Genomic DNA, 24,970 nt, shown 5'->3' with positions numbered 1-24,970 from the left:
TTGTCATAGCATAGATCTGCTACCTATGATCAACCGTTCGTGGCATTTTTCTTAGCACGGAAACGAAGAGTCGGATCGAGAATCTTTTTGCGGATACGTAAATTCTCCGGTGTAATCTCTAATAACTCATCGGTATCGATAAATTCCAGTGCCTCTTCCAAACTGAGTACCTTAGGCGGCGTAAGCTTTAAGGCATCGTCTGCGCTGGAAGAACGGGTATTTGTCAGATGTTTTGTTTTGCATACATTTAACTCAATATCCTCTGTTTTACCATTTTGCCCAATGACCATTCCGGCATATACTTTTTCACCCGGGCCAACGAACAGAGTACCACGATCCTGTGCGTTGAATAATCCATAAGCAACGGTTTCACCGGATTCAAAGGCGATGAGAGATCCTTGCTTGCGATAAGCGATATCACCTTTGTACGGACCGTAGTCTTCAAATACGGTGTTGAGAATACCGTTTCCTTTTGTATCGGTCATAAATTCACCACGATAACCGATCAGTCCACGAGATGGGATAACAAATTCAAGACGAGTGAATCCACCACCGATTGATCCCATACCCTGTAATTCACCTTTACGAGTGCTTAATTTTTCGATGACACTGCCGGCAAATTCCTCTGGGACATCAACGAAGGCACGCTCCATTGGTTCTAATTTTTTTCCGCGTTCATCGGTTTTATATAATACTTCTGCTTTGCTGACAGCAAATTCATATCCCTCACGACGCATATTTTCGATCAAAACGGACAAATGCAGTTCGCCACGTCCGGATACTTTGAAACTGTCCATATTGTCAGTTTCTTCTACACGAAGGCTGACATCAGAGTTCAACTCGCTGAAAAGACGGTCGCGCAGATGACGAGATGTGACAAATTTTCCTTCCTGACCGGCCAAAGGACTGTCATTTACCATGAAATGCATAGCGATTGTAGGTTCCGAGATCTTCTGGAAAGGAATTGGTTCCGGATGCTCAGGAGAACAGATCGTATCGCCAATATGGATATCAGTTACGCCTGAGATCGCTACGATAGAACCGATTGTTGCTTCCGTAACCTCTACTTTCTTCAGCCCATCAAATTCATAGAGTTTAGTAATACGCACTTTGTTCAATTTATCTTTGTCATGTGCATTAACGATCACAACATCTTGTCCGACTTTGACAGAACCGTTATCCACTTTACCGATACCGATACGACCGACATATTCGTTGTAGTCAATGGTGCTGATAAGTACCTGTGTACCTGCGTCAGGATCTCCTTCCGGTGCCGGAATGTAGTTTAAGATCGTTTCAAACAGTGGCTCCATGTCTTTGCCGGGTTCGTCGGATTTGTAAGATGCAATACCCTCACGAGCGGAAGCGAAGATGAATGGGCAATCTAATTGTTCTTCGTTAGCATCCAGATCAATAAAAAGTTCTAATACTTCATCTACTACTTCATCCGGTCTTGCTTCCGGACGATCGATCTTGTTGATGCAGACAATAACCGGAAGTTCCAGCTCTAATGCTTTTTTGAGAACAAATTTTGTCTGTGGCATAGCACCTTCAAAGGCGTCTACGACAAGAACAACACCGTTTACCATTTTGAGGACACGTTCTACCTCGCCACCAAAGTCAGCATGGCCCGGTGTATCGATAATATTGATCTTTGTATCTTTGTAAGTGATTGCTGTATTCTTAGATAAAATAGTGATTCCGCGCTCACGCTCAATGTCGCCGGAATCCATGACGCGTTCTGCAACTGCCTGATTGTCGCGAAAAACACCGCTTTGTTTTAGCAATTCATCGACTAAGGTTGTTTTTCCATGATCGACATGGGCAATGATCGCAATGTTTCTAATATCTTCTCGTTTCATAGTATACATTTACCTCCATTTCGGAGCTGATTGATTGTTTTTGTTTGCTGCTCCGAAGCAAATTGTTTTTATGGGAAACTGCTCATAACGTGGTGACACGCCACCAAGAATTACTTTGGCAAATCTCGGCGATGTCACGCTGGCTTTGCTCTTTTTATTGGACAAACCCACAATTAACTAGTATACTATAAAAATAAGATTATACAATTGACAAATGTGCCAAAAATAATCAGAAATGTCGAATAATGTTTTACAAAAAGGTTTAACCTAAGAAAGAAGCAGTTATATAATAGCAAATATCAACGTATATATTTATGAAACTAAAAATACCAATGGGGCGGGAACCCCAAGCGGCGTCCTTTTCAATAGGGTGCAGGAAAAAGGAGGATATGAAATATGTTGGATAAAGTATTCACAAACAACCAGGTGACAATTGCAGGTGAAGTAGTCAGTGAGTTTACATTCAGTCATGAAGTCTATGGAGAACATTTCTACATCGTCAATATCGCAGTATGCAGACTTAGCAATTCGTATGATGTAATTCCGGTTATGGTGTCAGAAAGATTGATCGATGTTACGTCTGATTATCGTGGATGCGTTTTGCAGGTGTCCGGTCAATTCCGTTCTTACAACAGACATGAAGAAAATCGAAATCGTTTGGTGTTATCCGTATTTGCCAGGGAGGCAGTGCTTGCTTCGCAGGAAGATGAGGATGAGCAAAATCCGAATCATATTTTTTTGGACGGATATGTGTGCAAGCATCCGGTGTATCGTAAGACACCGTTGGGGCGTGAGATTGCCGATGTGTTGTTAGCGGTGAATCGTCCGTACGGCAAGTCGGATTATATTCCGTGTATCTGCTGGGGAAGAAATGCACGTTTTGCCGATAAATTTGAAGTAGGTTCTCATATACAGATATGGGGCAGGATCCAGAGCCGTGAATATCAGAAAAAGATTGCAGAAGACCAGTATGAGAAACGAGTGGCGTATGAAGTATCTGTAAGCAAGTTAGAGTATATCGCGGAGGAAAATTAGAAAAAGTAGATTTTTTATGTGAATTATGATAGAATGGCTAGAGTTGACAGGTAGATTATTTTGTTGCTCTAGCCATTTTTGCGGCCAATAGGGTATGGCAGCTGTTTGAGGGAGCAGATAGAAAGGATGGCGGGAAGCAGGAGGAGTCAGATGAGTCAAAGAATAGTACAGGTATATTATGGAAGCGGCAAGGGTAAGACCTCTGCAGCAGTGGGACAATGTATCCGTGCAGCGGGGCTTGGTCAATCTGTGATCATCATTCAATTTTTAAAGGGAAAAGATGCAGAAGAATTCAGCTTTTTGAACCGCCTGGAGCCGGATATTAAATTGTTTCGGTTTGAAAGAGAGAATGAATCTTATGATTGTTTGTTAGATTCTCAAAAGAAAGAAGAGAGACAAAACATTCTGAATGGATTTAATTTTGCAAAGAAGGTGATCGATACCGGAGAATGTGACGTATTAGTGCTAGATGAAGTGCTTGGTCTGGTGGACTTAGAGATTATTTCTATTGAGGATATTATCTCTTTAATTACTTTGCGCGATGATTATTGCAAGTTGGTAATGACAGGAAGATGTCTTCCGCCGGAGTTAGAGCCGTATGTTGATATTGTATCCAAGATAGATCTTGAAAAGGATCTGGAGATGTAAGGAAGCACATAATTTATATCGGTTCATATAATATACCAAGAAAATACAAAGAAATGGGGAGTCTATATGTCGATATTTACCGGTGCCGGAGTGGCACTTATTACGCCGATGAATCCGGATGGAAGTATTAATTATCCTGAGATGGAGCATATTATCAACGATCAGATCGCAGGCGGTACGGATGCGGTTATTGTGTGTGGAACAACTGGAGAAACGGCAACGATGACTTATGATGAGCATATAGAAACGATACGTGCCTGTGTGCAGATGACAGCGGGGCGTATTCCGGTTATTGCGGGTACGGGATCTAATTGTACAAAATCGGCGGTCAAATTATCCGTTGCGGCAGAACGTGCCGGTGCAGACGGTTTGCTGGTTGTATCACCATATTACAATAAGGCGACTCAAAACGGAATAAAGGCACATTATAAACAGATCGCTGCGGCGGTAGATCTACCGATACTTATGTATAATATTAAAGGTCGTACCGGTGTTAATATTGCTCCACAGACAATCGCTGATCTGGTGCAGGAGGTTTCTAATATTGTGGGTGTCAAAGAAGCATCCGGAGATCTGTCACAGATTGCCGACATTATGGCGCGTTGTGACGGAGAGATCGATCTGTATTCCGGAAATGATGATCAGATAGTTCCCATTGTTGCTTTAGGCGGCAAGGGGGTTATCTCTGTATTGTCTCATGTAGCTCCAAGAGATACACATGATATGGTGATCAAAATGTTAGAAGGGGATACGGATGGCGCCAGAAGACTTCAGTTAAAGTATATTCCTTTGATCCATGCACTGTTTTGTGAGGTAAACCCGATTCCTGTAAAGGCAGCGATGAATATGTTAGGGTATCAGGCGGGACCGCTTCGCATGCCGCTCACGGAAATGGAAGAGGAGCATCAAGAGACGTTACGTGAGGCAATGCGGAAGGCAGGGCTTGATGTAAAATAAAGTTTGCAGTTTGAGAAAGAAATGGAGGACTATTATGACAAAAATTATTATGTTAGGATGCAACGGAAGAATGGGACAGATGATCACAGATATGGTCAAACAGGATGATGAATGTACGATCGTTGCAGGAATTGATATTGTTGACAATAGAGACAATGGTTATCCTGTGTATACTAAATTGGCAGACTGTGATGTAGAAGCCGATGCGATCATTGACTTTACATCTGCTACTGATTTTGAGAGTCGTATGGATTATGCGGTGGACAAGCAGATCCCGATCATCGAATGTTCGACCGGATTATCTGAGGAGCAGATGGATTATTTGAAAAAAGCAAGTGAAAAGGTTGCAGTATTAAAATCTGCCAATATGTCTTTGGGCATCAATCTGTTAATGAAGTTATTAAAGGAAGCTGCCGTTAAGCTGGCGGGAGATGGATTTGATGTGGAGATCGTTGAGAAACACCATAATCAGAAGTTAGATGCACCGTCCGGAACGGCGTTGGCGTTAGCAGATTCTATTAATGAGGCGATGGACGATCGCTACGAGTATATATATGACCGTTCTCAGGTTCGCCAGAAGCGTGACAAGAAAGAGCTTGGAATCTCAGCTGTTCGTGGTGGAACGATCGTTGGAGAGCATGAGGTGATCTTTGCGGGGACAGATGAAGTGATCACATTTAAGCATACGGCATATTCACGTGCCGTATTTGCGAAAGGTTCCATTACGGCTGCAAAATATCTGAAAGGAAAAGCTGCAGGATTGTACGACATGTCAGATGTACTGTTATAATTATGTAGACAGGCAATGATAGGAGGAGTTCTATGTCGGAAAAAATATTGATATTACATAGTTTATTATCAGGGCTGGACATATTGACTGCCATCATTTTGCTCGTTGCAGTACTTAGCGGTTTAGCAACCGGGCTTGTTGTGAAACTGGGACAGATCGTGGCTGTGATCGGCTCCTACGTGATCGCTGCAGTGTTGGCATCCTATGTCGGATTAGGCAGAGAGATTGTTTTTGTAGTGGCATTTATTGTGTTGTCTATTATTTGTCGTTATTTGGTGCAGGTGCTTCGGCTTGTAGATAAACTTCCGGTTGTCGGAACCCTGGATAAATTTGGCGGAGCAGTGGTTGGATTTGTTGTAGCGTTCATTGTGCTATATTTTGTGATCAATCTCTTTTTTGATATCGTTCCGCAGAGTACATTGGATGGAATGGGTTGGACGAAAGAGGCAGTTCAAAAGACAATGTTCATTAAAGGCTTTTTGAAGAGATGACGGGAGCGGTAAAGTGTAATGAATAAAATAAATTATCAACGTGAATTGGATCAGATTTTAGCGGAGATTACGGCAAAAGGAGAGGTTCCGACACTGCTATTGCATAGTTGCTGCGCACCGTGCAGCAGCTACGTGCTGTCATATCTGGCATCTTATTTCCGCATTACGCTGTACTATTATAATCCGAACATTTCACCGAAAGAAGAATATCAAAAACGCGTGCAGGAGCAAATGCGTCTGATACGCGAGCTGCCGGTACGTTATCCGATCTGTTTTGAAGAGGGGGTATACGATCCGGAGCGTTTTTTTGAGATGGCGAAAGGGATGGAAGATATACCGGAGGGCGGAGAGCGCTGCTTTCGCTGTTATGAATTAAGACAGCGAGAGGCGGCAATTGCAGCCGCACAGGGAGGATATGATTATTTCACGACGACGTTATCGGTCAGTCCGCATAAGAATGCACAGAAGCTGAATGAGATCGGTCTGCGTCTGCAGGAGGAATATGGTGTCCGTTATCTGCTGTCTGATTTTAAGAAAAAGGGCGGTTATTTAGAGTCGATCCGTCTGAGTAAAGAATATGATCTGTATCGACAGAATTTTTGTGGCTGTGTATATAGCAGACAGAAGATGGAAGATAGAGAATCCTAGGTTGACAAGAATAGAAAGAACTACTATAATGAATTTGTTTTCGGGGCGGGGTGCAATTCCCTACCGGCGGTATTCTGTGACAGCAGTAAGCCCGCGAGCCTGCGCTAAGGCGCAAGCATGATTTGGTGAGAATCCAAAGCCGACAGTATAGTCTGGATGAGAGAAGACATGAGATATCATTGATGCGTTATAAAAGTCCTGGTAACATATACTGGGACTTTTTTATTATAGGATGAAAGGAAATGAGGGACGACTATGAGACAGGAATATATGCGTCGTGCGATCGAGTTAGCTAAACGTGGACTTGGGAGAGTGAATCCCAATCCGCTGGTGGGCGCTGTTATCGTGAAGGATGACCATATCATTGCGGAAGGGTATCATGCACGGTATGGCGATCTGCATGCGGAGCGAAGTGCTTTTTCTAAGCTTAAGGATCCTGCAGAAGCTATTGGTGCAGAAATGTATGTGACGTTGGAACCTTGCTGTCATCAGGGAAAGCAGCCGCCGTGTACACAGGCGATCATTGAACATGGTATCCGTAAGGTCTATGTCGGTTCAGATGATCCGAATGCATTAGTGGCAGGCAAGGGGATTCGGATACTCAGAGAAGCAGGTATAGAGGTAGAGACTCACGTGCTAAAAGAGGAATGTGATGCCTTAAACCCTGTATTTTTTCACTATATTACGAGTAAGACACCATATGTCGTCATGAAGTATGCCATGACAATGGATGGGAAAATCGCCTGTGATAGTGGAGAAAGTAAATGGGTTACCGGAGAAATGGCGAGGGCACATGTGGCAAAGGTTAGAAATGCTCTTTCCGGTATTATGGTTGGTGTACAGACTGTGCTGCAGGATGATCCCAAGCTTACCTGCCGTATGCCGGGTGGCAGGAATCCGGTACGCATCGTATGCGACAGCTATTTGAGAACACACCTTGATTGTAATCTTCTTCAGACGATCGATGAAGCACCGGTTTGGATCGCAACACTTTCTGAGTGTATGGAAAGCGAAAAGGCGACAAAACTTCGAGAGAAAGGGGCAGAATTGATCGTTGTGCCACAGGCTGATGGAGAGAACATGGAAGGAATAGATCTGAACGCATTATGCAAGGAGCTTGGTGAACGGGGAATAGACGGTCTGTTGATCGAGGGTGGAAGTACCTTACATGCCGGTGCTTTGCAGGCGGGCATTGTGGATCATGTACTTGTTTATATGGCGCCTAAAATCTTTGGGGGCAGTGGCAGATACACACCGGTACGCGGTGAAGGCGTGCAGTCCCCGGCACAGGCTTGGCAATTTAAGCGTAGTCATGTGACAGAACTTGGCGAAGATATCTTGATTGAATATGAGAAAGACAAGGGGGAACGGAAAATATGTTCACCGGAATAGTAGAAGAAATCGGTCAGATCGCAGCAATTCGTAAAGGAAGTGCATCTGCGGTGTTGTCGATCCAAGCCTCCAAAGTATTGGAGGGGACTAAGATCGGAGACAGCATTGCAGTTAACGGGATCTGTTTGACTGTGACAGGAATGCAGGAACGTAGTTTTACAGCAGATGTTATGGCAGAAACTTTGCGCAGAAGTTCTCTCGGGGTGTTGGGAAAAGGTGCTGCGGTCAATCTGGAACGCGCAATGGCGGCCGATGGCAGATTTGGCGGACACATTGTGTCCGGTCATATTGATGGGACCGGAGAGATCGTATCAATGCAACGAGAAGACAATGCTGTGTGGGTCGAAGTGGAAACACCGCCACAGCTGTTGCGTTATATTGTCGAGAAGGGGTCTATTGCTATTGATGGGATCAGTTTGACGGTTGCGAAAGTGACAGATAGTAGTTTTTCGGTCTCGTTAATACCACATACCGGAGAGGAGACAACATTACTTTCAAAAAAAGTGGGAGATCCGGTTAATTTGGAAAATGATATTGTAGGCAAATACGTGGAACGTTTTCTGACATTTGAGAAGCCGGCAGAAACGTCATGTCAAAGTGTGGATCTGGCATTTTTGGCAGAACATGGATTTGCGTGATATAATTGACAGAAAGGTTAGGTGCAAACAATGAGTGAGTTTCAGTTTAATACGATTGATGAGATTTTGGAAGATCTGCGCGATGGTAAGATCGTCGTTATGATCGATGATGAAGATCGCGAGAACGAGGGGGATGTGATCTGCGCAGCAGAGCATGCCACCTTAGAAAATGTGAATTTTATGGCAAGCTATGCTAAAGGCTTGATCTGTATGCCAATGGATGAGAGTTACACGAAGAAACTTGGCCTGCGACAGATGTGTGAGGTCAATACGGATAATCATTGTACGGCATTTACGGTGTCTATTGACCATAAAGATACGACAACGGGCATTTCTGCCTATGAACGTTCTATTACGGCGATGAAAACGGTAGATCCGGATGCAAAACCGGGCGATTTTCGTATGCCGGGACATATGTTCCCGCTGCAAGCCAAAAAAGGCGGCGTTTTAGAGCGTAACGGGCATACGGAGGCAACCGTTGATCTGATGCGTATTGCAGGATTGCAGCCGGTTGGTCTGTGTTGCGAGATTATGAAAGAGGATGGCACGATGGCACGTACGCCGGATCTGGTCGAATTTGCAAAGAAACATTCATTGAAGTTTGGTCGAATTGCAGATCTGGTGCAGTACCGTAAGGAACATGAAGTATTGGTAGAGTGTGTGGCAAAGGCAAAAATGCCGACCCGATATGGTGATTTTACGATATATGGATATGTCAATAAATTGAATGGTGAGCATCATGTTGCGTTGGTAAAGGGAGATATTACTGATGGGAAACCGGTGTTATGTCGAGTGCATTCGGAGTGCCTGACCGGTGATGCACTGGGATCTGCACGTTGTGATTGCGGCCAGCAATATGACGCAGCGATGAAGATGATCGCCAAAGAGGGACGAGGCGTTTTGCTATATATGCGTCAGGAGGGACGAGGTATTGGTCTTATTAATAAGATCCGTGCCTATGAATTGCAGGATCATGGAAGAGATACGGTCGAGGCCAATTTGGAACTGGGCTTCCCGGAGGACGCCAGGGATTATACGATAGGAACACAGATTTTGGTGGATCTGGGAATCCATGAGCTGCGTCTTCTCACGAATAACCCGGCTAAAGTATATGGTTTGGCAGGTTATCAGTTAGAGATCGTAGAACGTGTTCCGATTGAAATGGAACCGGGAGAATACGATCGGTTCTATTTACAGACAAAGAAAGAAAAGATGGGGCATTTGCTGCATCTTAAATAAATAATGGAAGAAAGGTAAGGTATAAGCATGAAAACAGTAGAAGGAAAAGTAGTAGCAGAAGGATTAAAAATTGGTATTGTAGGAGCTCGTTTCAATGAATTTATCGTGTCAAAATTGATCAGTGGTGCAAGGGATGGCTTGGTTCGACATGGTGTCAATGACGATGATATTACTCTTGCGTGGGTACCTGGAGCATTTGAAATTCCGTTAGTTGCAAAGAAAATGGCATTGTCCGGCAAATATGATGCAGTAATCTGTCTTGGTGCAGTTATACGTGGCGCAACCAGTCATTATGATTATGTTTGTGCTGAAGTATCGAAAGGAATTGCAGCAGTCAGCTTAGAGGCGCAGATTCCGGTTATGTTTGGTGTTGTAACGACAGATAATATTGAGCAGGCGATTGAGCGTGCCGGTACTAAAGCGGGTAACAAAGGATATGACTGTGCGCTTGGTGCGATCGAAATGATCAACCTTACAAGACAGCTTTAGAAAGGAGTGGCCCTTAAATAGGCCGATTAGCGATGTTTCAGAATTTATATCCGGATGAAGAATACCGTTCATCTTATGAGATTCCCTATGAGAGCTATTATCAAAAGGGATTTCGTGGTATTTTATTCGATGTCGATAATACACTGGTGGAACATGATCAGCCGGTGACGATCGAAGCAATTGCGCTCTTTGAAAAGCTTCGTAAGATTGGATTTGAGGTTTGCATTATTTCAAATAACAAAGAGCCGCGAGTGAAACCTTTAGCAGATACGTTAGGTGCGAAGTATGTATATAAAGCAGATAAGCCTTCTGCCAAAGGATATGTGCAGGGGATGGAGCATATGGGTACCACTGCTTCCAATACCATGTTTGTAGGAGATCAGATATTTACAGACATCTGGGGAGCAAAACGTGCCGGCGTATATGCCGTCTTAGTGCATCCGATCGCAAAGCATGAGGAAATACAGATCGTTTTAAAAAGAAAACTGGAATGGTTTGTACTTAGACGTTACCACAAAAAGAGATCTTAATTAGACGCTGTCAGGAAAATCTGTAGGAAAGCAGACGATCTGGCAGCGTTATTTTTTTGTAATATGCCAGATACTCTTTGGAAGAGAGGGAATCGATATAGTTTTGTGGGAACTGTTTAGTACAACCGTGCATACAGGCAAAATCGACCGCTTTATTATAAGCGATTGCAGCTTCGATCAGGGATGGAAAACGTCCGATCAGATAATTGCCATTCAGATGCAGTTTGGCTATATATTCCGTATGCCCATTATCATGAACGATCGTTACTCCGTGATATGGATTTAATACATTGAGGTTAGAATATCGATAGTCATTTTCATTGCCATTTACAAATGTAAAATCGATATCTTTTCTTGCATAGGCACGGATGCCATAACGAGAACGGATATTGGTCTGCATACCATATTCAGCAACGAACAGATGACCGCCGCGTTTCATGATCGCATGGTTGGAATAAAAAAACAGGTCATCAACATCAAAGAGCAGCGTTTCTTCAGAACTCAAATAATATTGAAAATATTTTTTTCGCAAATAGATCGGTGTTTTAATATAGATCCCATTATTCTTAAAATTCAATAAGCTGATCCATTTTGAAAAAGGGAGCAAAGGAAATTGTGTTTCCTGATAATCTTCTGGTGTGATCGGTACTGTTGCAGATAACAGCTTATCGGCAGATTGGTACGCACCGTGTGCCTCAGATTCTGAGGTAAAGCTGCCCAGACTGATATGTTTGCATCGAAATGTAATAGAGGCGCGATAGTATACGCTTCCGTCCTTTTTTACAGCAGCAAATACTCCTTTTTTCATACAGATCACACGCTCCTTTCTATGCTTAGCTATATTCAATATAAAACGTTTTATATCTTTGTACGGATTAGCTATAATGTAGCATATTTCGACAGGAAATGCCAGATATGTTGAATGGTATCAGGTATAAAATTCCATTTATTTCATATACTCTGTAATAGTTTTGTAACATTATTAATTATTTCTCAATCTTCCCATATAGTCGTTGACATAATAAGCAATATGTGGGTGCGGTGGATTTGAGGTGTGGGAAGTTTGAGTTGTTATTCAATGATTTGTTTGGAGGATTTGCATGAAAAAAGACATGAGATGGAAGGTGGCACAGATCGGGATGCTGACGACGATGTTGGCAATGGAATCGATACTTCCGCAAGGTCATATTGTCGATGCCAGACATCAAACCGCTCAGTATCGAATAGAAGAAGACATGGAGCTTGCCGGGCTAAGCAGTTATGTGAGAGGCGGACAGGCAGAGGGAGCATATGTGTCTGAAACAATTGCACGAGTACATGATCAGTGGCAGCAAAAAAAACAGGAAGAAAAGCAAAAGCAGCGTATCAGACAGCAGAAATTAGAGCAGGAGAGGATGCGTAAAGAACGACAGAAACGAAAACAGGAGCAGAGGAAGCGTGCTAGAAGAGCACGGATCCGTCGCGCCAAACAGAAACAAAAAAGAGACGAAAAAAACCGACGTCTTGCCATTGAAGAAAAATGCGGAAGAGTGATCGGTACAGAGTCTGAACGTATTTTACAGCGTATTGTTGAGGCAGAGGCTGGAGGAGAGGATCTAGAGGGGAGAGCACTTGTTGCGAATGTCATTTTGAATCGTGTGTTAGGAAAACAGTTTCCATCCACGATCAAGGAAGTAGTCTTTGCACATAGTGGAAGCAGATATCAATTTTCGCCGGTCAGCAATGGCAGTTATTATTCGGTACATGTGTCAAGCGGAACAAAAAAAGCAGTAAGAAGGGCCCTGCAGGGACAGGATACCTCGCAGGGCGCATTGTACTTTATGGAGAGAGCTTTAGCTGACAGTGGTAATGCTTCTTGGTTTGATCGGTGTCTGACTAAAGTGAAGAGACATGGATGCCATGAATTTTATAAATAGCACTCAAAATGGGGATCGGAGTACAGGCTGTAATTGTCTGCCATGCAAAGCCGCTTCGATCGTTTCGGGGATAAGGGATACATGAGCTACTAAGGAGCAAGGCTTTTTATGATGATCATCCTGTCCAAATGGAACAAAATATACGTTTTTAGCATTGTACAGCATTCCAAGATTCCTGAAATTCATTCCCATATTATCGTTGCTGGAAATGGAGATGACCAGCGGTTTTTCATTGCGAAGATGTGCTTTTGCTGCCATCAGTACCGGAGTATCTGTGATACCATTCACTAATTTTGCCATTGTGTTGCCGGTACATGGGGCGATGACCAGTGCATCAAAAGGGGCTTTTGGCCCGATTGGTTCTGCGTCTTGAATTGTATATATTCCGGTATTTCCGGTAATGCGTTCTACTTTTTTACAAAAGGTTTCAGCTGCAGTAAAACGGTTGTCTAAATGGCTCGTATGATTGGAAAAGATAGGCTGCACTTCATAGCCTTGTTTTACAAGTTCGCTTAATAATGTTAATGTTTTTGCAAAGGTGCAAAATGAGCCGGTAATAGCAAATCCGATGGAAATTGTTTCGTTCATGTCTATTTCCTTTCTATCCGATTACAAATATATCATTTAAATGCTGAAAAATAATCTCAGCAGAACTTTTTGGGGCGTATTTTGCCGGCAGACCGGGATATAATGCGGCATCCAATCCTTTTTGAGCGCAATATGTGAGATCGCAGCCGCCCGGTGCACTGGCAAGATCTATGATCACGGCAGTGTCAGGAAGTCGGTCGATAAGACTTTTGCCGACAATGGGAGCAGGCACAGTGTTAAATAACCATTGGCAGGTTGAAAGATCTGTTGACTCGGTTAGATTAAGACAGTGTGAGACTTCTGCACAGGCTGTTTTTTCAGAAGATCTGGCAGAGATGATCACTGTGGCACCGAGGTTTGTCAGACGATCTGCCAACACCTTTCCGCAGCGTCCGTAACCCATGACAAGACAGGTGTGCTGATACAAGTTATAGGGAGAGTGGCGGATTGCTTCGCAGATGGCACCTTCAGCGGTTGCAACAGCATTCCATATTGCTACGGCAGAGGATTTCATATAGTCATAGATATGCAGACCGCGTTCCTGACAGCATTTTACAAATGCAGCAGGAAGATTACCACCTAAAATCAGAGAACCTGCAGGTGCCTCCTCATATGCCTGTTGCAGCGTTTTTTCGTCACATGGCACAGGAAGCAGTATTGTCTGCAGGGAAGAAGACTGTCCACAAGAATGCAGATACGATCTGCTTGTGGTGCTTTTTGAAGCAGATACTGCCTGACTACATGTTTTGACACCCGCTTTTGCAAATAATTGTTCTAGTGCTAACTGGCGTTCATCGTCGCCGTATCGGATCAGCTCGCAAATTTCATACATAAATAATCCTCTCTTCCCGGATCATAAATTTCTCCAAATCTTTGTGAGTAAAATTCTCATAAAGTGGGATACTGTAGTTTATGCAGGAAACACAATATGGGTTCCCTTGACCAAACACAAATTTTCGGTTATGCTTAAGCCGAAGATACCGAGAGTACATCGATAAGGAATGGAGGTTTAGAAATGATACATGCAACAATAGATACATTTGAAGAGGAAGTTATTAAGCAGAAGGGCTTAGTTTTGGTGGATTTTTGGGCGCAGTGGTGTGGACCCTGCCAGATGATCGCTCCGATCCTAGCGGAGATTGATGAAGAATGCCCGGATGTTAAAGTTTGTAAGGTGGATGTCGATGCGAATATGGGACTTGCGCAATCGTATAAAGTTGTCGCAATCCCGTTTTTGATCCTCTTTCGGGATGGAGAAGTTCAGGAAAAGCTGACCGGATTACAGTCCAAGAAAGATCTTATGGATATGATCAAAAAGTATAAGGCGTAATTTATTCCCGTATACACAAGAAGCCATACAGGTTATTTCCTGTATGGCTTCTTTTTAGGGTATAAGAAAATACTCTTTTATATATTATGTACTAGTGTTGCTGTGTAATGTGAGTCTTTAGTGCAGCAAAACTTTCTTTACTGATCACATGTTCAATACGACATGCATCTTCGGATGCAACACTTTCCGACACGCCCAAAGAAACTAAAAATTTCATCAAAAATTCGTGCCGCTCATAAATCATTTCAGCAATCTGTTTGCCGCTATCGGTCAAATAAATAAAACCGGAGTCAGTGACAGTGATATACTGTTTCTCACGAAGATTTTTCATTGCAACGCTGACACTCGGCTTCTTAAAGTTGAGTTCGTTGGCAATATCAACCGAGCGGACAACAGGTAATTTTCGGCTTAACACTAAGATTGTCTCCAAATAGTTTTCTAAGGATTCGTTTGATTTGTATGCTCCAGCCATATTCTTCCCCTTCCGTTGTTCATGATTATATATTATTTTAGCATATTATGAAAAAAATGACAAACGTCTGTTGTGGAAAAAAATCTCATTTTTATGAAAAATGAAGAGACAGGCAGATGAAAATATGTTAAAATAAAGGTTAAAGGCATATATGGGGCCTATAGAGATGCGGAGGTAGCACAAAATGAATGATTATGTATTGGTGGTAGACGACGAGGAAGTAAATCGGAAGCTTCTTGTCAAGATATTGGAGGCAGAGTATGAAGTGGAGACAGCTTCGGACGGTAAGCAGGCACTTCAAATGCTGAAAGCACAGCCACATAAATATGCAGCTATTGTTTTAGATCTGGTGATGCCGGATATGAATGGGTTTTCCTTTTTGGAAGAATATTGCAGTGATGCGATACTGCAGAATATTCCGGTCATTGTTTCTACCGGAGATGATAATATAGAATGTGAGACACATAGTTTGGAGCTTGGTGCCTGGGATTTCATCCGCAAGCCGTACAATGAGCGAATCATTCATTTTCGACTGCACAATGCGATCGAGAGAAGTCGTGCACAGATTTTGCGTAAGTTACAGCATGTTGAGGCTTTTGATTCGTTGACCGGATTGTATGGACGAGATTATTTCCAAAAAGCAACGAGAGAAATGTTAGATGCGTTTCCTGAGGAGCAGTATGCAATGATAAGGCTCGACATTGCCAAATTTAATTTGGTCAATTCCTTTTTTGGCATTCACCAGGGTGATGAATTTCTTTGTGAGGTGGCTGATAAGATACGACAATTTGTTGCATCTAAGAATCATGTGACCTATGGGCGTATGCGCGCAGATGTATTTGCAATCTGCATGTCGTATGAAAAGGAGAGTGAGCTGTCAGAGTTATCATATCGTTTCCGCAAGGAGATCCGTGAGATCATTCCGGAATTTGAAATGATTCCGGTGTTTGGGTTTTATTTGATCAAAGATCTAAAGATGGAAGTCAATGATATGTATGATAATGCTAAGCTTGCAACAAAGATCTGCAAAGGAAGTTATATTCAGAACTATGCCTTTTATCAGGATGAAATGAGTCAGGATCTTATTCAGGAACAGCGTATTGTAAATATGACTCGGTCTGCATTGCAGGAAGAGAAGTTTGTTCTGTTTTTGCAGCCAAAATATGATATACAGGAGGGCAAATTTGCCGGAGCTGAGGTATTAGTACGCTGGAAGGCGTCCGATCAAAAGATGATCTCTCCGGGAGAGTTTATTCCAATCTTTGAGCGGAACGGATTTATTATGAAACTGGATTTTTATGTGTGGGAGCATGCGTGTAAATTGTTGCGTAGCTGGCTGGACAAAGGGTATGATCCGATGCCGATTTCTGTAAATGTATCACGTGTCAGTGTATACAATCCGAAATTAGTGGAAGTGATCAGTGATCTGGTTGCAACTTATAATATTCCGCCGGAATTATTTCAACTGGAATTGACGGAGAGTGCTTATACATCCAATCCATATATGATCCGCGAGGCGATGAAAGATTTACAGAAACGTGGATTTACAATATTGATGGATGATTTTGGCAGTGGCTATTCGTCATTAAATGTTTTGAAAGATATTGCAGTAGATGTTTTAAAGATTGACATGAAATTTATGTCGGATACTGAGATACCGGGCAGAGGTGAGAATATACTGGCTTCTGTAGTAAATATGGCAAAGGTGCTTGAGATGCCGGTTATTGCGGAAGGCGTTGAAAAGGAAAGCCAGGTGCGTTTCTTGAAGAATATCGGCTGTGAATATGTGCAGGGGTATTATTATGCAAAACCGATGCCTGCAGAGGAATATGAAAAGATGCTGTTTCGTGATGAGGAGCAGGCATTAGGATAATAATAGATAATGATCAGAGCAAGACAATGGAGGTTGGCATGAGAGTAAAGAAGTGGGCTTTGATGGGGATATTATGTGGAACAATGGTTTTGCTTGCCGGTTGTGGCAAGGCACAGAAAGCCTATAAGCAGGCTGTGGCTTTGGCAGAGAACGGTAGTTATGAAAAGGCAGCAGCTTCCTTCAAAGAAGCCATTGCAGAAAACAAAGACAAAGCAGAGTATTATATCGATTATGGAATGACATTAAATCATCTGGGAAGCTATAAAAAGGCGATAAAGCAGTTTGAAAAAGCGTATCAGAAGGTTGATAATAAAATTTCCAGACAAAATAATAAGCGTTTATATTATGGAGAGGCGCTTGCCTATTATGGTATTCATGAATATGATAAGGCAAAGAAACAATGTGATAAAGCATTAGAGATATCAGAAAGTAAGGTACTAAATGGTGATATTTATGCGACATTAGCAATGGCGCAGTGGGCTTCCGGAGATTCATTAGGTGCACTTGGTGCCTTAGACCAGCTTATAAAAGAAAATGTAAAGGATGCGGATGGTCTTGTTCTGCGTGGTCAGATCAAACAGAGTATGGGTAAGTATGATTCTGCTGCTGAAGACTTTTTGAAAGCAATTTCAGTTGATGAGAAATGTTATGAGGCGTATTTTGGATGCTATAATGTTTACAACGATGCCGGTAGGGAAAGCGATGCGAAAGATGTGCTTGAAAAATTGGTATCAATACATGGCGCAGATGCAGAAGCCAAAACGCAGATCGGACGAGCTTATATTTGTCTGGATAAGCTTGCAGATGCAGAGGATATATTGAGCGATGCCGAAAAAGAAAAAAGCACCGATGCGTTATTTTATCAAGGTAAGGTCTTGCGGATACGTGGTGATTTTGAGAATGCAATTAAGAAGTACACCAAATATTTGAAAGCACAGAACGGAGCAGTATGCGCTCTGCCGGAAGTGTATAGCGAGCTTGCGGGCTGTTATATTGAGTTACGGGATTATGGACAGGCAGAAGATTATTTGGAACAGGGACTTGATCTTGGTGTGACGATGGCTTATCAGAATCTGCTTCGTAATCGTGTGATTCTGTTGGAGCGAATGGGCAAAATGAGACAGGCTAAAGAATTGGCGGCAGAATATTTACAAACCTATCCATATGATAAAGAAATGGCGAAGGAAGCAAAGTTTATAGCAACTCGTATCGGAAATCATAGTAAGAAAAAACAAAGGTAAAGAGAAAGGTTTGGTTAGATAGTAATGTTTGAGACCGAAGAGCAGAAAGAACGCATTATTTTGGTCGCTGTTGCGACGGCGGATGGAGACGATACCGAACAATCTCTGGATGAGTTGGAAGAATTGGGACAGACGGCGGGTGCGGTGACTGTTGCTAAAGTAATACAGAATAGAGAAAAAGTACATGCCGGAACGTATGTGGGTAAAGGAAAAATAGAGGAGATTAAGAATCTGGCGATCTCTCTGGATGCAGATGCAGTAGTATGTGATGATGAGTTATCTCCGGCACAATATCACAATCTTCAGGATGCATTGGAGATCAAGGTCATTGACCGAACGGTTATGATACTTGATATTTTTGCCAAAAGAGCATCGACCAGCGAGGGAAAGTTACAGGTAGAATTAGCACAGCTTAGGTACCGTGCTTCGCATTTGGTAGGAGGACGCAGCGAATTATCCCGTCTGGGTGGAGGAATTGGTACGAGAGGTCCCGGTGAGCAGAAACTGGAGATGGATCGGCGTCTGATCAAGGAACGTATTACGCTTGTGAAACGTGAATTGGAGCAGGTGAAACGTACCAGAGAGTTGACTCGTAAGAAGAGGCAGGAGAATCCTACACCGGTTGTTGCAATCGTAGGATATACCAACGCAGGAAAATCAACGTTACTCAATTATTTGACCGGAGCAGGTGTTTTGTCGGAGGATCAGTTGTTTGCGACACTGGATCCAACTACCCGCAAACTTGTTCGTGAAGACGGTGAAGAAATGCTTTTTACGGATACGGTTGGGTTTATTCGCAAATTACCACATCATTTGATCCGAGCATTTCGAAGTACATTGGAAGAGGCAAAATACGCAGATATTATTTTGCATGTCGTAGATTGCTCGAATCCGGATCTGGATATGCAGATGCATACAGTGTATGAAACACTTCGTAAGCTGGAAATTGGCGATAAACAGATCGTCACTGCATTTAATAAGATTGATCGTTTAGAGGGAGAGCAGGTGCTCAAAGATCTGCGTGCAGACCGAACAGTTCGCATTTCAGCACGTTCGGGAGAAGGTGTGGAGGAAATGTTAGATGCGTTGAGCGAATTGTTGAAAGCCGGTCAGGTACTTATCGACAAAATAATTCCTTATACAGATGGTTCTCAGATCAATTTGTTGCGTAAATATGGCCAGGTGTTGGAAGAAAGTTATGAAAATGATGGCACCAAAGTAAAAGCATATGTACCAAGAGAGTATGCCTATCTGTTTCAAAGTGCAGATGGTGAGGATGATCAATAGACATGGATGTAGAGTATAGATATGACTGGAAGTTGATCGCATGTGTAGATGACCATTGGGGAATTGGCAGACAGGGACAATTGTTGGTTGATATCCCGGCTGATAAAAAAGCATTTAAGGCGCATACGATCGGAAAGATTGTTGTTGGAGGCAGAAAAACAATGGAGGGACTTCCGGGTGCACGGGCGTTGCCTGATCGCACCAATATAGTTCTTTCTACGGATGAGACGTATTGTTTTGAAGGTGCGCAGGTATTACATAGCCTGCAGGAACTCAAACAGTATGTGAAACAGTATCCGGGTCAGGAAGTCTATGTAATTGGTGGGGAAGAAGTATATCGTCTGCTGCTTCCGTATTGTGATACAGCTTATATTACAAAAGTGCATCGTCAATATGAGGCAGATGCTTATTTCCCGAATTTAGATGAAAGCCAGGATTGGGAAATCTGCGAGCAGTCTTTTCTGCAAAAAGATCCACAGCAAAATGTGATATATGAATTTATCACCTATCAACGTATACAATAAGAATTCGATAGTAATGATCAGCGTATAAATATAAAAATAGAGTGTTAAATTATTATTATTTTAAATCTAAAAATAGCACAGATATGAGGTGCCCTTCCAAGTTGAATTTTTGGAAGTTGATACCAATCTGTGCTATTTTTCATGAAAGGATAATAGAACTTTTATGACAGACAGCAACGTTTCCGTCACTGTCTGTTTTTTGGTGCTATCATCTTATTAGAGGATGACCATTGATCAGCCCATTACGATAGTTACATCGTATGAGGTTTTGCCCTTCTCATAAGGGATAACAGTGGTTCCTGTATATTCTTTGCCGTCTACAACGATCTTGGCAACGCCTTTTTCAACCTTATTTGGGTTTTCAACCTTGATGTTATACACACCTTCACGATACTTACGTGTCATAGTGAAAGAGGTTCCCATCTCGGATGGAATACAAGGATCAACGCTCAAACCATTGAGAGTTGGAACAACACCTAAGATATACTGAGAAACATTTACAAATGTCCAGGCAGCGGTACCTGTAAGCCAGCTGTTCTTAGCCTGTCCGAAGAAGTGCGCATCTTTACCGGCGATCATCTGAGAGTATACATATGGCTCTGTGCAATGGATCTCGCTGATATCCTCGATATAAGCAGGACAAGTCTTTTTGTAGATCTCGAAAGCACGGTTACCACGACCGATAACAGTCTCAGCACAAGATACCCAAGGGTTATTGTGGCAGAAGATACCTGCATTCTCTTTATATCCAGGTGGATAAGAGGAGATTTCTCCAAGTTCTACATGGTATTTGGTGTAAGGCGGCTGTAACAATACAATACCGTACTTTGTATCCAGTTTTTCTTTTACAGAATCCAATGCTTTCTTAGCTTCACCTGTCTCAACACCGATACCGGCGAGAACGCAGAAGCCCTGAGGCTCAATGTAGATCTGACCTTCTTCGCATTCTTTGGAACCGACTTTGTTGCTCTGTGCATCATAAGCACGGACAAACCATTCGCCGTCCCAGCCGTCTGCTAACACTGCTTTGTTCATTGCTTCAACTTCAGCAAGCGCACGGTCAGCTTCAGCCTGATTACCTGTGTAAGCACACAGATCAGCATATTCTTTACCATATTTTACAAACATTCCACCGATAAATACGGACTCAGCAACCGGACCTTCACTAGGACCAAAGGTCTGGAAAGATTCACCCGGATGCTCAGAGAAGCAGTTTAAGTTGAGGCAGTCATTCCAGTCGGCGCGTCCGATGAGTGGAAGATTATGAGGTCCTTTGTGATTCACAATGTAATCGAAAGATCTCTTCAAATGCTCCATTAACGGAACTGCCTTGGATTCATCATTATCAAACGGTACCATTTCTTCTAAGATAGAAGTATCGCCTGTCTCGCGGATATATGCTGAAGTACCTGCGATCAGCCACAAAGGATCATCGTTAAAGCCGGATCCGATGTCTGCATTACCTTTTTTGGTAAGTGGCTGATACTGATGATAAGCGCTTCCGTCTTCAAACTGCGTAGAAGCAATATCAATGATTCTTTCTCTTGCGCGCTCAGGGATCAGATGAACGAAACCGAGCAGATCCTGACAGGAATCACGGAATCCCATACCACGACCGATACCGGACTCGTAGTAAGAAGCGGAACGTGACATGTTAAAGGTAACCATACACTGATACTGGTTCCAGATATTTACCATGCGATCAAGTTTTTCTTCATCAGATCTTACGGTAAATTTAGATAACAGATTTTCCCAATTCTCTTTCAATTCAGCAAGAGCGGCATCTACCTGTGCATCTGTCTGATATTTTGCCAATAATTCATCAGCAGGTTTCTTATTGATAACGTTTGGTGCAGTAAACTTCTGGTCTTCCGGATTCTCACAGTAGCCCAGTACGAAGATAAGGCTTTTAGACTCACCCGGCTCCAAAGTAATATTAATCTGATGAGATCCGATCGGATACCATCCGCTGGCAACAGAGTTATGAGATTTGCCCTCGGCAACAACCTGAGGATCCGTAACTCCACGGTAAGCACCTAAAAATTCATCGCGGCTTGTATCAAAGCCGTCTACCGGACAGTTTACAGAATAAACTGCAAAGTGGTTACGACGCTCACGGTACTCTGTTTTGTGATAGATTGTAGAATGAATGACTTCAACTTCACCGATATTTAAGTTACGCTGATAGTTTGTCATATCATCCATGGCATTCCAGAGACAAAACTCAATATATGAAAATACAGAGAATGATTTTTTCTCGTTGCTTTCGTTGGTCAGAGTAAGCTGATTAACCTCACAGTTATCATTGACAGGTACAAAAGCAAGCAAAGATGCCTTTAAACCGTTTTTAACGGAAGTGAAACGGCTGTAACCCATACCGTGACGACATTCATAAGAGTCCAACTCTGCCTTTACAGGCTGCCAGCCAGGGTTCCAAACTGTATTACCATCTTTAATGTAATAATAACGGCCGCCTTCATCGTTCGGGATGTTATTGTAACGATAACGCGTTAAACGAAGAAGTTTAGCGTCCTTATAAAAACTATAACCACCGCAAGTATTGGAAATTAAAGAAAAGAAGTTGTTACTTCCAAGATAATTGATCCAAGGAAGCGGTGTTTTCGGTGTAGTGATGACATATTCCTTATTCGGATCGTCAAAAAAACCAAATTTCATATTATCCTCCATTCCGCCCGCAGGCATACATTTGTATTCAGATAAAAGTATATCGTATATGGGGGCGGAAATCAAGAAAATTTATTTGTAAGCTTAAAGATTTTCGAACCGAAAAAATCTAGCTTTGCGGAATGCATATAATATGGTGGATGTCGATGCAGGGAATTGCGTTATCTATTAAAAATGGGTATAATAATAGGCAGATATTAGCTGGTGGTATAGGATTCGCAGTAAGAATACCGGAAAGGGCAGGGTGATCCATATGAGTAATGAGAATGCAGAGAAATTATTAACCTTTATAGAGCAGAGTCCAAGTGCATTTCACGTTGTATACAATATGCGCCGACAGTTAGATGCGGCAGGCTTTGTATATCTTCCGGAGAATAAGCCAATGAATATAGAGTATGGCAAGGCTTATTATACAATACGTAACGATGCATCACTGATCGCTTGGCGAATGCCGGAACAAGAGCCGGTTGGATTTCATATTGCGGCAGCCCACAGTGATTCGCCGGCTTTTTTGATCAAAGAGCACCCGGAGATTAAGAAGAAATATTATATAACATTAAATGTAGAAAAATATGGTGGAATGATACTCTCCAGTTGGTTTGATCGTGCACTTTCAATTGCCGGACGAGTAGCAGTTGCCGGAGAACATGGGATAGAGAGCAGATTGGTTTCGATTGACCGTGATCTGCTTGTTATACCGAGTTTGGCAATTCATATGGACCGCAACGTAAATGCCGGCAAGACGTTTAATGTGCAAGAGGATATGCTTCCGGTTTATGCGCAGGAAGATGGTGCCGGGATCCGTGAATTGGCAGCCGGTGCAGCCGGAGTACAGCCAGGCCAGATCGTAGGGCAGGAATTGTATTTATATGTCCGTGAAAAGGGACACTTTGTTGGCAGAGACGGAGAATGGATATTGGCACCGAGACTGGATGATCAACAATGCGCTTATGGTGTTATACAAGGACTGCTTTCCTCACGTGTTCACAATAAGATAGCGATGGCGGCGGTTTTCCATAATGAGGAAGTGGGAAGCGGGACGAGACAAGGAGCAGATTCTACTTTTTTGGAGGATGTGATTACCTGGATCACAGAAGCAATCGGAATCTCCGATGGTGGTAAGAGGCGAATGATCACCAACAGTTTTTTGATCTCTGCAGATAATGCGCATGGGATCCATCCGAATTATGAAAGCAAAGCGGACCCCACCAATCAGCCTTTGCTTAATGGTGGGATCGTGCTTAAATTTCACGGTGGTCAAAAGTATACATCCGATGCCATGACGTCAGGATATTTGCGTACGCTGTGCAAAGGAGCGGGTGTGCCTTGTCAATCGTACCATAACCGTTCGGATATTGCCGGTGGTTCCACGTTAGGAAATATCTCAACGGCGCATGTGTCGATACCATCAGTGGATATTGGGCTGGCACAGTGGGCGATGCATTCGGCAATGGAGACAGCCGGAACAAAAGATTTGGATGCGTTGATCCGTCTTTGTGAGCATTTTTATGGAGTTGACTGATCACATCAGTTCAGCAATACGGCTTACGCCAACATAAATCTCGCTGATTTTATACCAGGTCGGATAGTCAGTTACGCCTGTTGCCGGAAGGTTAAAGATCTGTTGAAAGGTTTTGACTGCTTCCGCTGTCTTTTTTCCGTAAATACCATCTACAGCAAGTTTTGGGATCAGTGGGTAAGCACCGGCGATCGTGTTAAGCTGTTGCTGCAGCTGGCGTACTTTTTGACCGCTGCTGCCGATCGTCAGATCTGAGCCCGGCCAGGAAGATGGCACTCCGGAAATTTCCTCTGAGGAAGCGATGTACATGGAATTACCGTAGAAATAGCGTAGTATTTCGATGGCAGAGTAGCCGCGGTCACCAAGCGTTTTGGATTCCCACTGCCGCATCCAGTTAGGACAGGATACTTGACGTCCGTCACAGTATTGTGTAAAGATCGGCTGTGTAATATTAGGCCGTGCCAGATAATTGGAAAAAATGGAATCTACAGTTTGTGATATGGAAGCATAAATATTGCGTCCGGAGATCCATTTTTGATCATAGGCAGTAGAGGATGTGATCGTAAAATCATAGTTTTTATTGCGGTACCATTCGGTATATACGCGGTTGAGCGTAATGGACTGAATGGCAAGAATATTAGCAATCAGTGTTTCCTCCGGCCAAGTGGCATAGATTTCACTGGAGGCAACATTTTTTATATAATCTTTATATTTGACATAATAGTTTTTGGCGCGGGAGTCCGATGGTGGTCCATCATGGACGATTATATATTCGGGGGATGGAGTTCGAAGACAGCTTTCGTTACCCGGCGTCTT

At 42.9% G+C, this 24,970-nt stretch carries 24 protein-coding genes, 1 pseudogene and 1 riboswitch; of the genes and pseudogenes, 18 read left to right on the top strand and 7 right to left on the bottom strand.

Going from position 1 to position 24,970, the window contains the following annotated elements; genetic code table 11:
- Positions 1-29 precede the first annotated feature (29 nt).
- Positions 30-1,862: a translational GTPase TypA gene (gene typA, locus DW981_RS04620; protein WP_022024473.1), complete on the bottom strand. Its 1,833-nt coding sequence runs from the start codon at positions 1,860-1,862 to the stop codon at positions 30-32.
- A gap of 396 nt (positions 1,863-2,258) precedes the next feature.
- Here typA and DW981_RS04615 point away from each other — a divergent pair, with 396 nt between their 5' ends.
- From DW981_RS04615 to DW981_RS04565, 11 genes are all read left to right on the top strand, one after another.
- Entirely contained in the window at positions 2,259-2,897 is a 639-nt protein-coding gene (locus DW981_RS04615; RefSeq protein WP_022024474.1) for a single-stranded DNA-binding protein, read from the top strand.
- 150 nt (positions 2,898-3,047) lie between these two features.
- Positions 3,048-3,545 carry a cob(I)yrinic acid a,c-diamide adenosyltransferase gene (locus tag DW981_RS04610; protein ID WP_022024475.1) on the top strand — a complete coding sequence of 166 codons (498 nt, stop codon included), beginning with the start codon at positions 3,048-3,050 and terminating at the stop codon, positions 3,543-3,545.
- A 66-nt stretch (positions 3,546-3,611) separates the two neighbouring features.
- The gene (gene dapA, locus DW981_RS04605; protein ID WP_022024476.1) at positions 3,612-4,502 is read left to right on the top strand and encodes a 4-hydroxy-tetrahydrodipicolinate synthase; all 891 of its coding nucleotides are present in this window, start codon (positions 3,612-3,614) and stop codon (positions 4,500-4,502) included.
- A 34-nt stretch (positions 4,503-4,536) separates the two neighbouring features.
- Positions 4,537-5,292 (top strand): 4-hydroxy-tetrahydrodipicolinate reductase, encoded by a 756-nt coding sequence (dapB, locus tag DW981_RS04600; RefSeq protein ID WP_022024477.1) that lies wholly within the window; start codon positions 4,537-4,539, stop codon positions 5,290-5,292.
- Positions 5,293-5,324: 32 nt separating this feature from the next.
- On the top strand, positions 5,325-5,783 hold the full coding sequence (locus DW981_RS04595) for a CvpA family protein (protein WP_022024478.1): 459 nt from the start codon (positions 5,325-5,327) through the stop codon (positions 5,781-5,783).
- Positions 5,784-5,801: 18 nt separating this feature from the next.
- Positions 5,802-6,431 (top strand): epoxyqueuosine reductase QueH, encoded by a 630-nt coding sequence (locus DW981_RS04590; RefSeq protein WP_118506930.1) that lies wholly within the window; start codon positions 5,802-5,804, stop codon positions 6,429-6,431.
- Positions 6,432-6,463: 32 nt separating this feature from the next.
- Positions 6,464-6,603, top strand: a riboswitch (FMN riboswitch).
- An 83-nt stretch (positions 6,604-6,686) separates the two neighbouring features.
- Entirely contained in the window at positions 6,687-7,823 is a 1,137-nt protein-coding gene (gene ribD, locus DW981_RS04585; RefSeq protein WP_022024480.1) for a bifunctional diaminohydroxyphosphoribosylaminopyrimidine deaminase/5-amino-6-(5-phosphoribosylamino)uracil reductase RibD, read from the top strand.
- Positions 7,808-8,461, top strand: coding sequence for a riboflavin synthase (locus tag DW981_RS04580; RefSeq protein WP_022024481.1), 654 nt, complete (start codon positions 7,808-7,810; stop codon positions 8,459-8,461). The genes ribD and DW981_RS04580 overlap by 16 nt, the downstream gene beginning before the upstream one ends.
- 30 nt (positions 8,462-8,491) lie before the next feature.
- On the top strand, positions 8,492-9,700 hold the full coding sequence (locus DW981_RS04575; protein ID WP_022024482.1) for a bifunctional 3,4-dihydroxy-2-butanone-4-phosphate synthase/GTP cyclohydrolase II: 1,209 nt from the start codon (positions 8,492-8,494) through the stop codon (positions 9,698-9,700).
- A 27-nt stretch (positions 9,701-9,727) separates the two neighbouring features.
- Positions 9,728-10,189, top strand: coding sequence for a 6,7-dimethyl-8-ribityllumazine synthase (gene ribE / locus DW981_RS04570; protein ID WP_022024483.1), 462 nt, complete (start codon positions 9,728-9,730; stop codon positions 10,187-10,189).
- A 32-nt stretch (positions 10,190-10,221) separates the two neighbouring features.
- Positions 10,222-10,719, top strand: coding sequence for a YqeG family HAD IIIA-type phosphatase (locus DW981_RS04565; RefSeq protein WP_022024484.1), 498 nt, complete (start codon positions 10,222-10,224; stop codon positions 10,717-10,719).
- A gap of 10 nt (positions 10,720-10,729) precedes the next feature.
- Here DW981_RS04565 and DW981_RS04560 read toward each other — a convergent pair whose 3' ends face one another.
- A complete protein-coding gene (locus DW981_RS04560; protein WP_022024485.1) occupies positions 10,730-11,527 on the bottom strand; it encodes a hypothetical protein in 798 nt (265 codons plus the stop codon).
- A gap of 292 nt (positions 11,528-11,819) precedes the next feature.
- On the opposite strand from DW981_RS04560, the gene DW981_RS04555 reads away from it, so the two are divergent.
- Positions 11,820-12,635, top strand: a complete 816-nt coding sequence (locus tag DW981_RS04555; RefSeq protein ID WP_118506929.1) for a cell wall hydrolase — start codon at positions 11,820-11,822, stop codon at positions 12,633-12,635.
- 3 nt (positions 12,636-12,638) lie between these two features.
- Here DW981_RS04555 and DW981_RS04550 read toward each other — a convergent pair whose 3' ends face one another.
- Positions 12,639-13,223, bottom strand: coding sequence for a dipicolinate synthase subunit B (locus tag DW981_RS04550; RefSeq protein WP_022024487.1), 585 nt, complete (start codon positions 13,221-13,223; stop codon positions 12,639-12,641).
- Positions 13,224-13,236: 13 nt separating this feature from the next.
- Positions 13,237-14,055: an NAD(P)-dependent oxidoreductase gene (locus tag DW981_RS04545; RefSeq protein WP_118506928.1), complete on the bottom strand. Its 819-nt coding sequence runs from the start codon at positions 14,053-14,055 to the stop codon at positions 13,237-13,239.
- A 183-nt stretch (positions 14,056-14,238) separates the two neighbouring features.
- Between DW981_RS04545 and trxA the strand changes: the two genes are divergently transcribed.
- A complete protein-coding gene (trxA, locus tag DW981_RS04540; RefSeq protein WP_022024489.1) occupies positions 14,239-14,553 on the top strand; it encodes a thioredoxin in 315 nt (104 codons plus the stop codon).
- A gap of 91 nt (positions 14,554-14,644) precedes the next feature.
- Here trxA and DW981_RS04535 read toward each other — a convergent pair whose 3' ends face one another.
- On the bottom strand, positions 14,645-15,025 hold the full coding sequence (locus DW981_RS04535) for a metal-dependent transcriptional regulator (RefSeq protein ID WP_022024490.1): 381 nt from the start codon (positions 15,023-15,025) through the stop codon (positions 14,645-14,647).
- Positions 15,026-15,209: 184 nt separating this feature from the next.
- Between DW981_RS04535 and DW981_RS04530 the strand changes: the two genes are divergently transcribed.
- Genes DW981_RS04530 through DW981_RS04515 form a run of 4 tightly spaced genes read left to right on the top strand, consistent with a single transcriptional unit; the run spans position 15,210 to position 19,950 of the window.
- Positions 15,210-16,898 carry an EAL domain-containing response regulator gene (locus DW981_RS04530; RefSeq protein WP_118506927.1) on the top strand — a complete coding sequence of 563 codons (1,689 nt, stop codon included), beginning with the start codon at positions 15,210-15,212 and terminating at the stop codon, positions 16,896-16,898.
- Positions 16,899-16,936: 38 nt separating this feature from the next.
- Positions 16,937-18,139, top strand: coding sequence for a tetratricopeptide repeat protein (locus tag DW981_RS04525; protein WP_182434135.1), 1,203 nt, complete (start codon positions 16,937-16,939; stop codon positions 18,137-18,139).
- A 24-nt stretch (positions 18,140-18,163) separates the two neighbouring features.
- Positions 18,164-19,426 (top strand): GTPase HflX, encoded by a 1,263-nt coding sequence (gene hflX / locus DW981_RS04520; RefSeq protein ID WP_118506925.1) that lies wholly within the window; start codon positions 18,164-18,166, stop codon positions 19,424-19,426.
- Between the two features lie 2 nt (positions 19,427-19,428).
- The gene (locus DW981_RS04515; RefSeq protein WP_022024494.1) at positions 19,429-19,950 is read left to right on the top strand and encodes a dihydrofolate reductase; all 522 of its coding nucleotides are present in this window, start codon (positions 19,429-19,431) and stop codon (positions 19,948-19,950) included.
- Between the two features lie 234 nt (positions 19,951-20,184).
- On the opposite strand, the gene DW981_RS04510 is transcribed toward DW981_RS04515, so the two are convergent.
- Positions 20,185-22,626, bottom strand: coding sequence for a glycosyl transferase (locus DW981_RS04510; RefSeq protein WP_118506924.1), 2,442 nt, complete (start codon positions 22,624-22,626; stop codon positions 20,185-20,187).
- A gap of 262 nt (positions 22,627-22,888) precedes the next feature.
- On the opposite strand from DW981_RS04510, the gene DW981_RS04505 reads away from it, so the two are divergent.
- Positions 22,889-24,157, top strand: coding sequence for a M18 family aminopeptidase (locus tag DW981_RS04505; protein ID WP_118506923.1), 1,269 nt, complete (start codon positions 22,889-22,891; stop codon positions 24,155-24,157).
- On the opposite strand, the pseudogene DW981_RS04500 reads toward DW981_RS04505, so the two are convergent.
- Positions 24,158-24,931: pseudogene (locus DW981_RS04500) on the bottom strand (peptidoglycan-binding domain-containing protein); the annotation flags it as partial.
- Positions 24,932-24,970: the final 39 nt, after the last annotated feature.

Origin of the sequence: Clostridium sp. AM49-4BH (assembly GCF_003478335.1) — a bacterium.
Taxonomy (GTDB): domain Bacteria; phylum Bacillota; class Clostridia; order Lachnospirales; family Lachnospiraceae; genus Butyribacter.
This window is presented reverse-complemented; position numbering and strand designations above follow the sequence as displayed.

What these genes read in the sequence shown, in the direction of transcription:
- typA (WP_022024473.1), bottom strand. Translation starts at nt 1,862, where the DNA reads ATGAAACGAGAAGATATTAGAAACATTGCGATCATTGCCCATGTCGAT.
- DW981_RS04615 (WP_022024474.1), top strand. Translation starts at nt 2,259, where the DNA reads ATGTTGGATAAAGTATTCACAAACAACCAGGTGACAATTGCAGGTGAA.
- DW981_RS04610 (WP_022024475.1), top strand. Translation starts at nt 3,048, where the DNA reads ATGAGTCAAAGAATAGTACAGGTATATTATGGAAGCGGCAAGGGTAAG.
- dapA (WP_022024476.1), top strand. Translation starts at nt 3,612, where the DNA reads ATGTCGATATTTACCGGTGCCGGAGTGGCACTTATTACGCCGATGAAT.
- dapB (WP_022024477.1), top strand. Translation starts at nt 4,537, where the DNA reads ATGACAAAAATTATTATGTTAGGATGCAACGGAAGAATGGGACAGATG.
- DW981_RS04595 (WP_022024478.1), top strand. Translation starts at nt 5,325, where the DNA reads ATGTCGGAAAAAATATTGATATTACATAGTTTATTATCAGGGCTGGAC.
- DW981_RS04590 (WP_118506930.1), top strand. Translation starts at nt 5,802, where the DNA reads ATGAATAAAATAAATTATCAACGTGAATTGGATCAGATTTTAGCGGAG.
- ribD (WP_022024480.1), top strand. Translation starts at nt 6,687, where the DNA reads ATGAGACAGGAATATATGCGTCGTGCGATCGAGTTAGCTAAACGTGGA.
- DW981_RS04580 (WP_022024481.1), top strand. Translation starts at nt 7,808, where the DNA reads ATGTTCACCGGAATAGTAGAAGAAATCGGTCAGATCGCAGCAATTCGT.
- DW981_RS04575 (WP_022024482.1), top strand. Translation starts at nt 8,492, where the DNA reads ATGAGTGAGTTTCAGTTTAATACGATTGATGAGATTTTGGAAGATCTG.
- ribE (WP_022024483.1), top strand. Translation starts at nt 9,728, where the DNA reads ATGAAAACAGTAGAAGGAAAAGTAGTAGCAGAAGGATTAAAAATTGGT.
- DW981_RS04565 (WP_022024484.1), top strand. Translation starts at nt 10,222, where the DNA reads ATGTTTCAGAATTTATATCCGGATGAAGAATACCGTTCATCTTATGAG.
- DW981_RS04560 (WP_022024485.1), bottom strand. Translation starts at nt 11,527, where the DNA reads ATGAAAAAAGGAGTATTTGCTGCTGTAAAAAAGGACGGAAGCGTATAC.
- DW981_RS04555 (WP_118506929.1), top strand. Translation starts at nt 11,820, where the DNA reads ATGAAAAAAGACATGAGATGGAAGGTGGCACAGATCGGGATGCTGACG.
- DW981_RS04550 (WP_022024487.1), bottom strand. Translation starts at nt 13,223, where the DNA reads ATGAACGAAACAATTTCCATCGGATTTGCTATTACCGGCTCATTTTGC.
- DW981_RS04545 (WP_118506928.1), bottom strand. Translation starts at nt 14,055, where the DNA reads ATGTATGAAATTTGCGAGCTGATCCGATACGGCGACGATGAACGCCAG.
- trxA (WP_022024489.1), top strand. Translation starts at nt 14,239, where the DNA reads ATGATACATGCAACAATAGATACATTTGAAGAGGAAGTTATTAAGCAG.
- DW981_RS04535 (WP_022024490.1), bottom strand. Translation starts at nt 15,025, where the DNA reads ATGGCTGGAGCATACAAATCAAACGAATCCTTAGAAAACTATTTGGAG.
- DW981_RS04530 (WP_118506927.1), top strand. Translation starts at nt 15,210, where the DNA reads ATGAATGATTATGTATTGGTGGTAGACGACGAGGAAGTAAATCGGAAG.
- DW981_RS04525 (WP_182434135.1), top strand. Translation starts at nt 16,937, where the DNA reads ATGAGAGTAAAGAAGTGGGCTTTGATGGGGATATTATGTGGAACAATG.
- hflX (WP_118506925.1), top strand. Translation starts at nt 18,164, where the DNA reads ATGTTTGAGACCGAAGAGCAGAAAGAACGCATTATTTTGGTCGCTGTT.
- DW981_RS04515 (WP_022024494.1), top strand. Translation starts at nt 19,429, where the DNA reads ATGGATGTAGAGTATAGATATGACTGGAAGTTGATCGCATGTGTAGAT.
- DW981_RS04510 (WP_118506924.1), bottom strand. Translation starts at nt 22,626, where the DNA reads ATGAAATTTGGTTTTTTTGACGATCCGAATAAGGAATATGTCATCACT.
- DW981_RS04505 (WP_118506923.1), top strand. Translation starts at nt 22,889, where the DNA reads ATGAGTAATGAGAATGCAGAGAAATTATTAACCTTTATAGAGCAGAGT.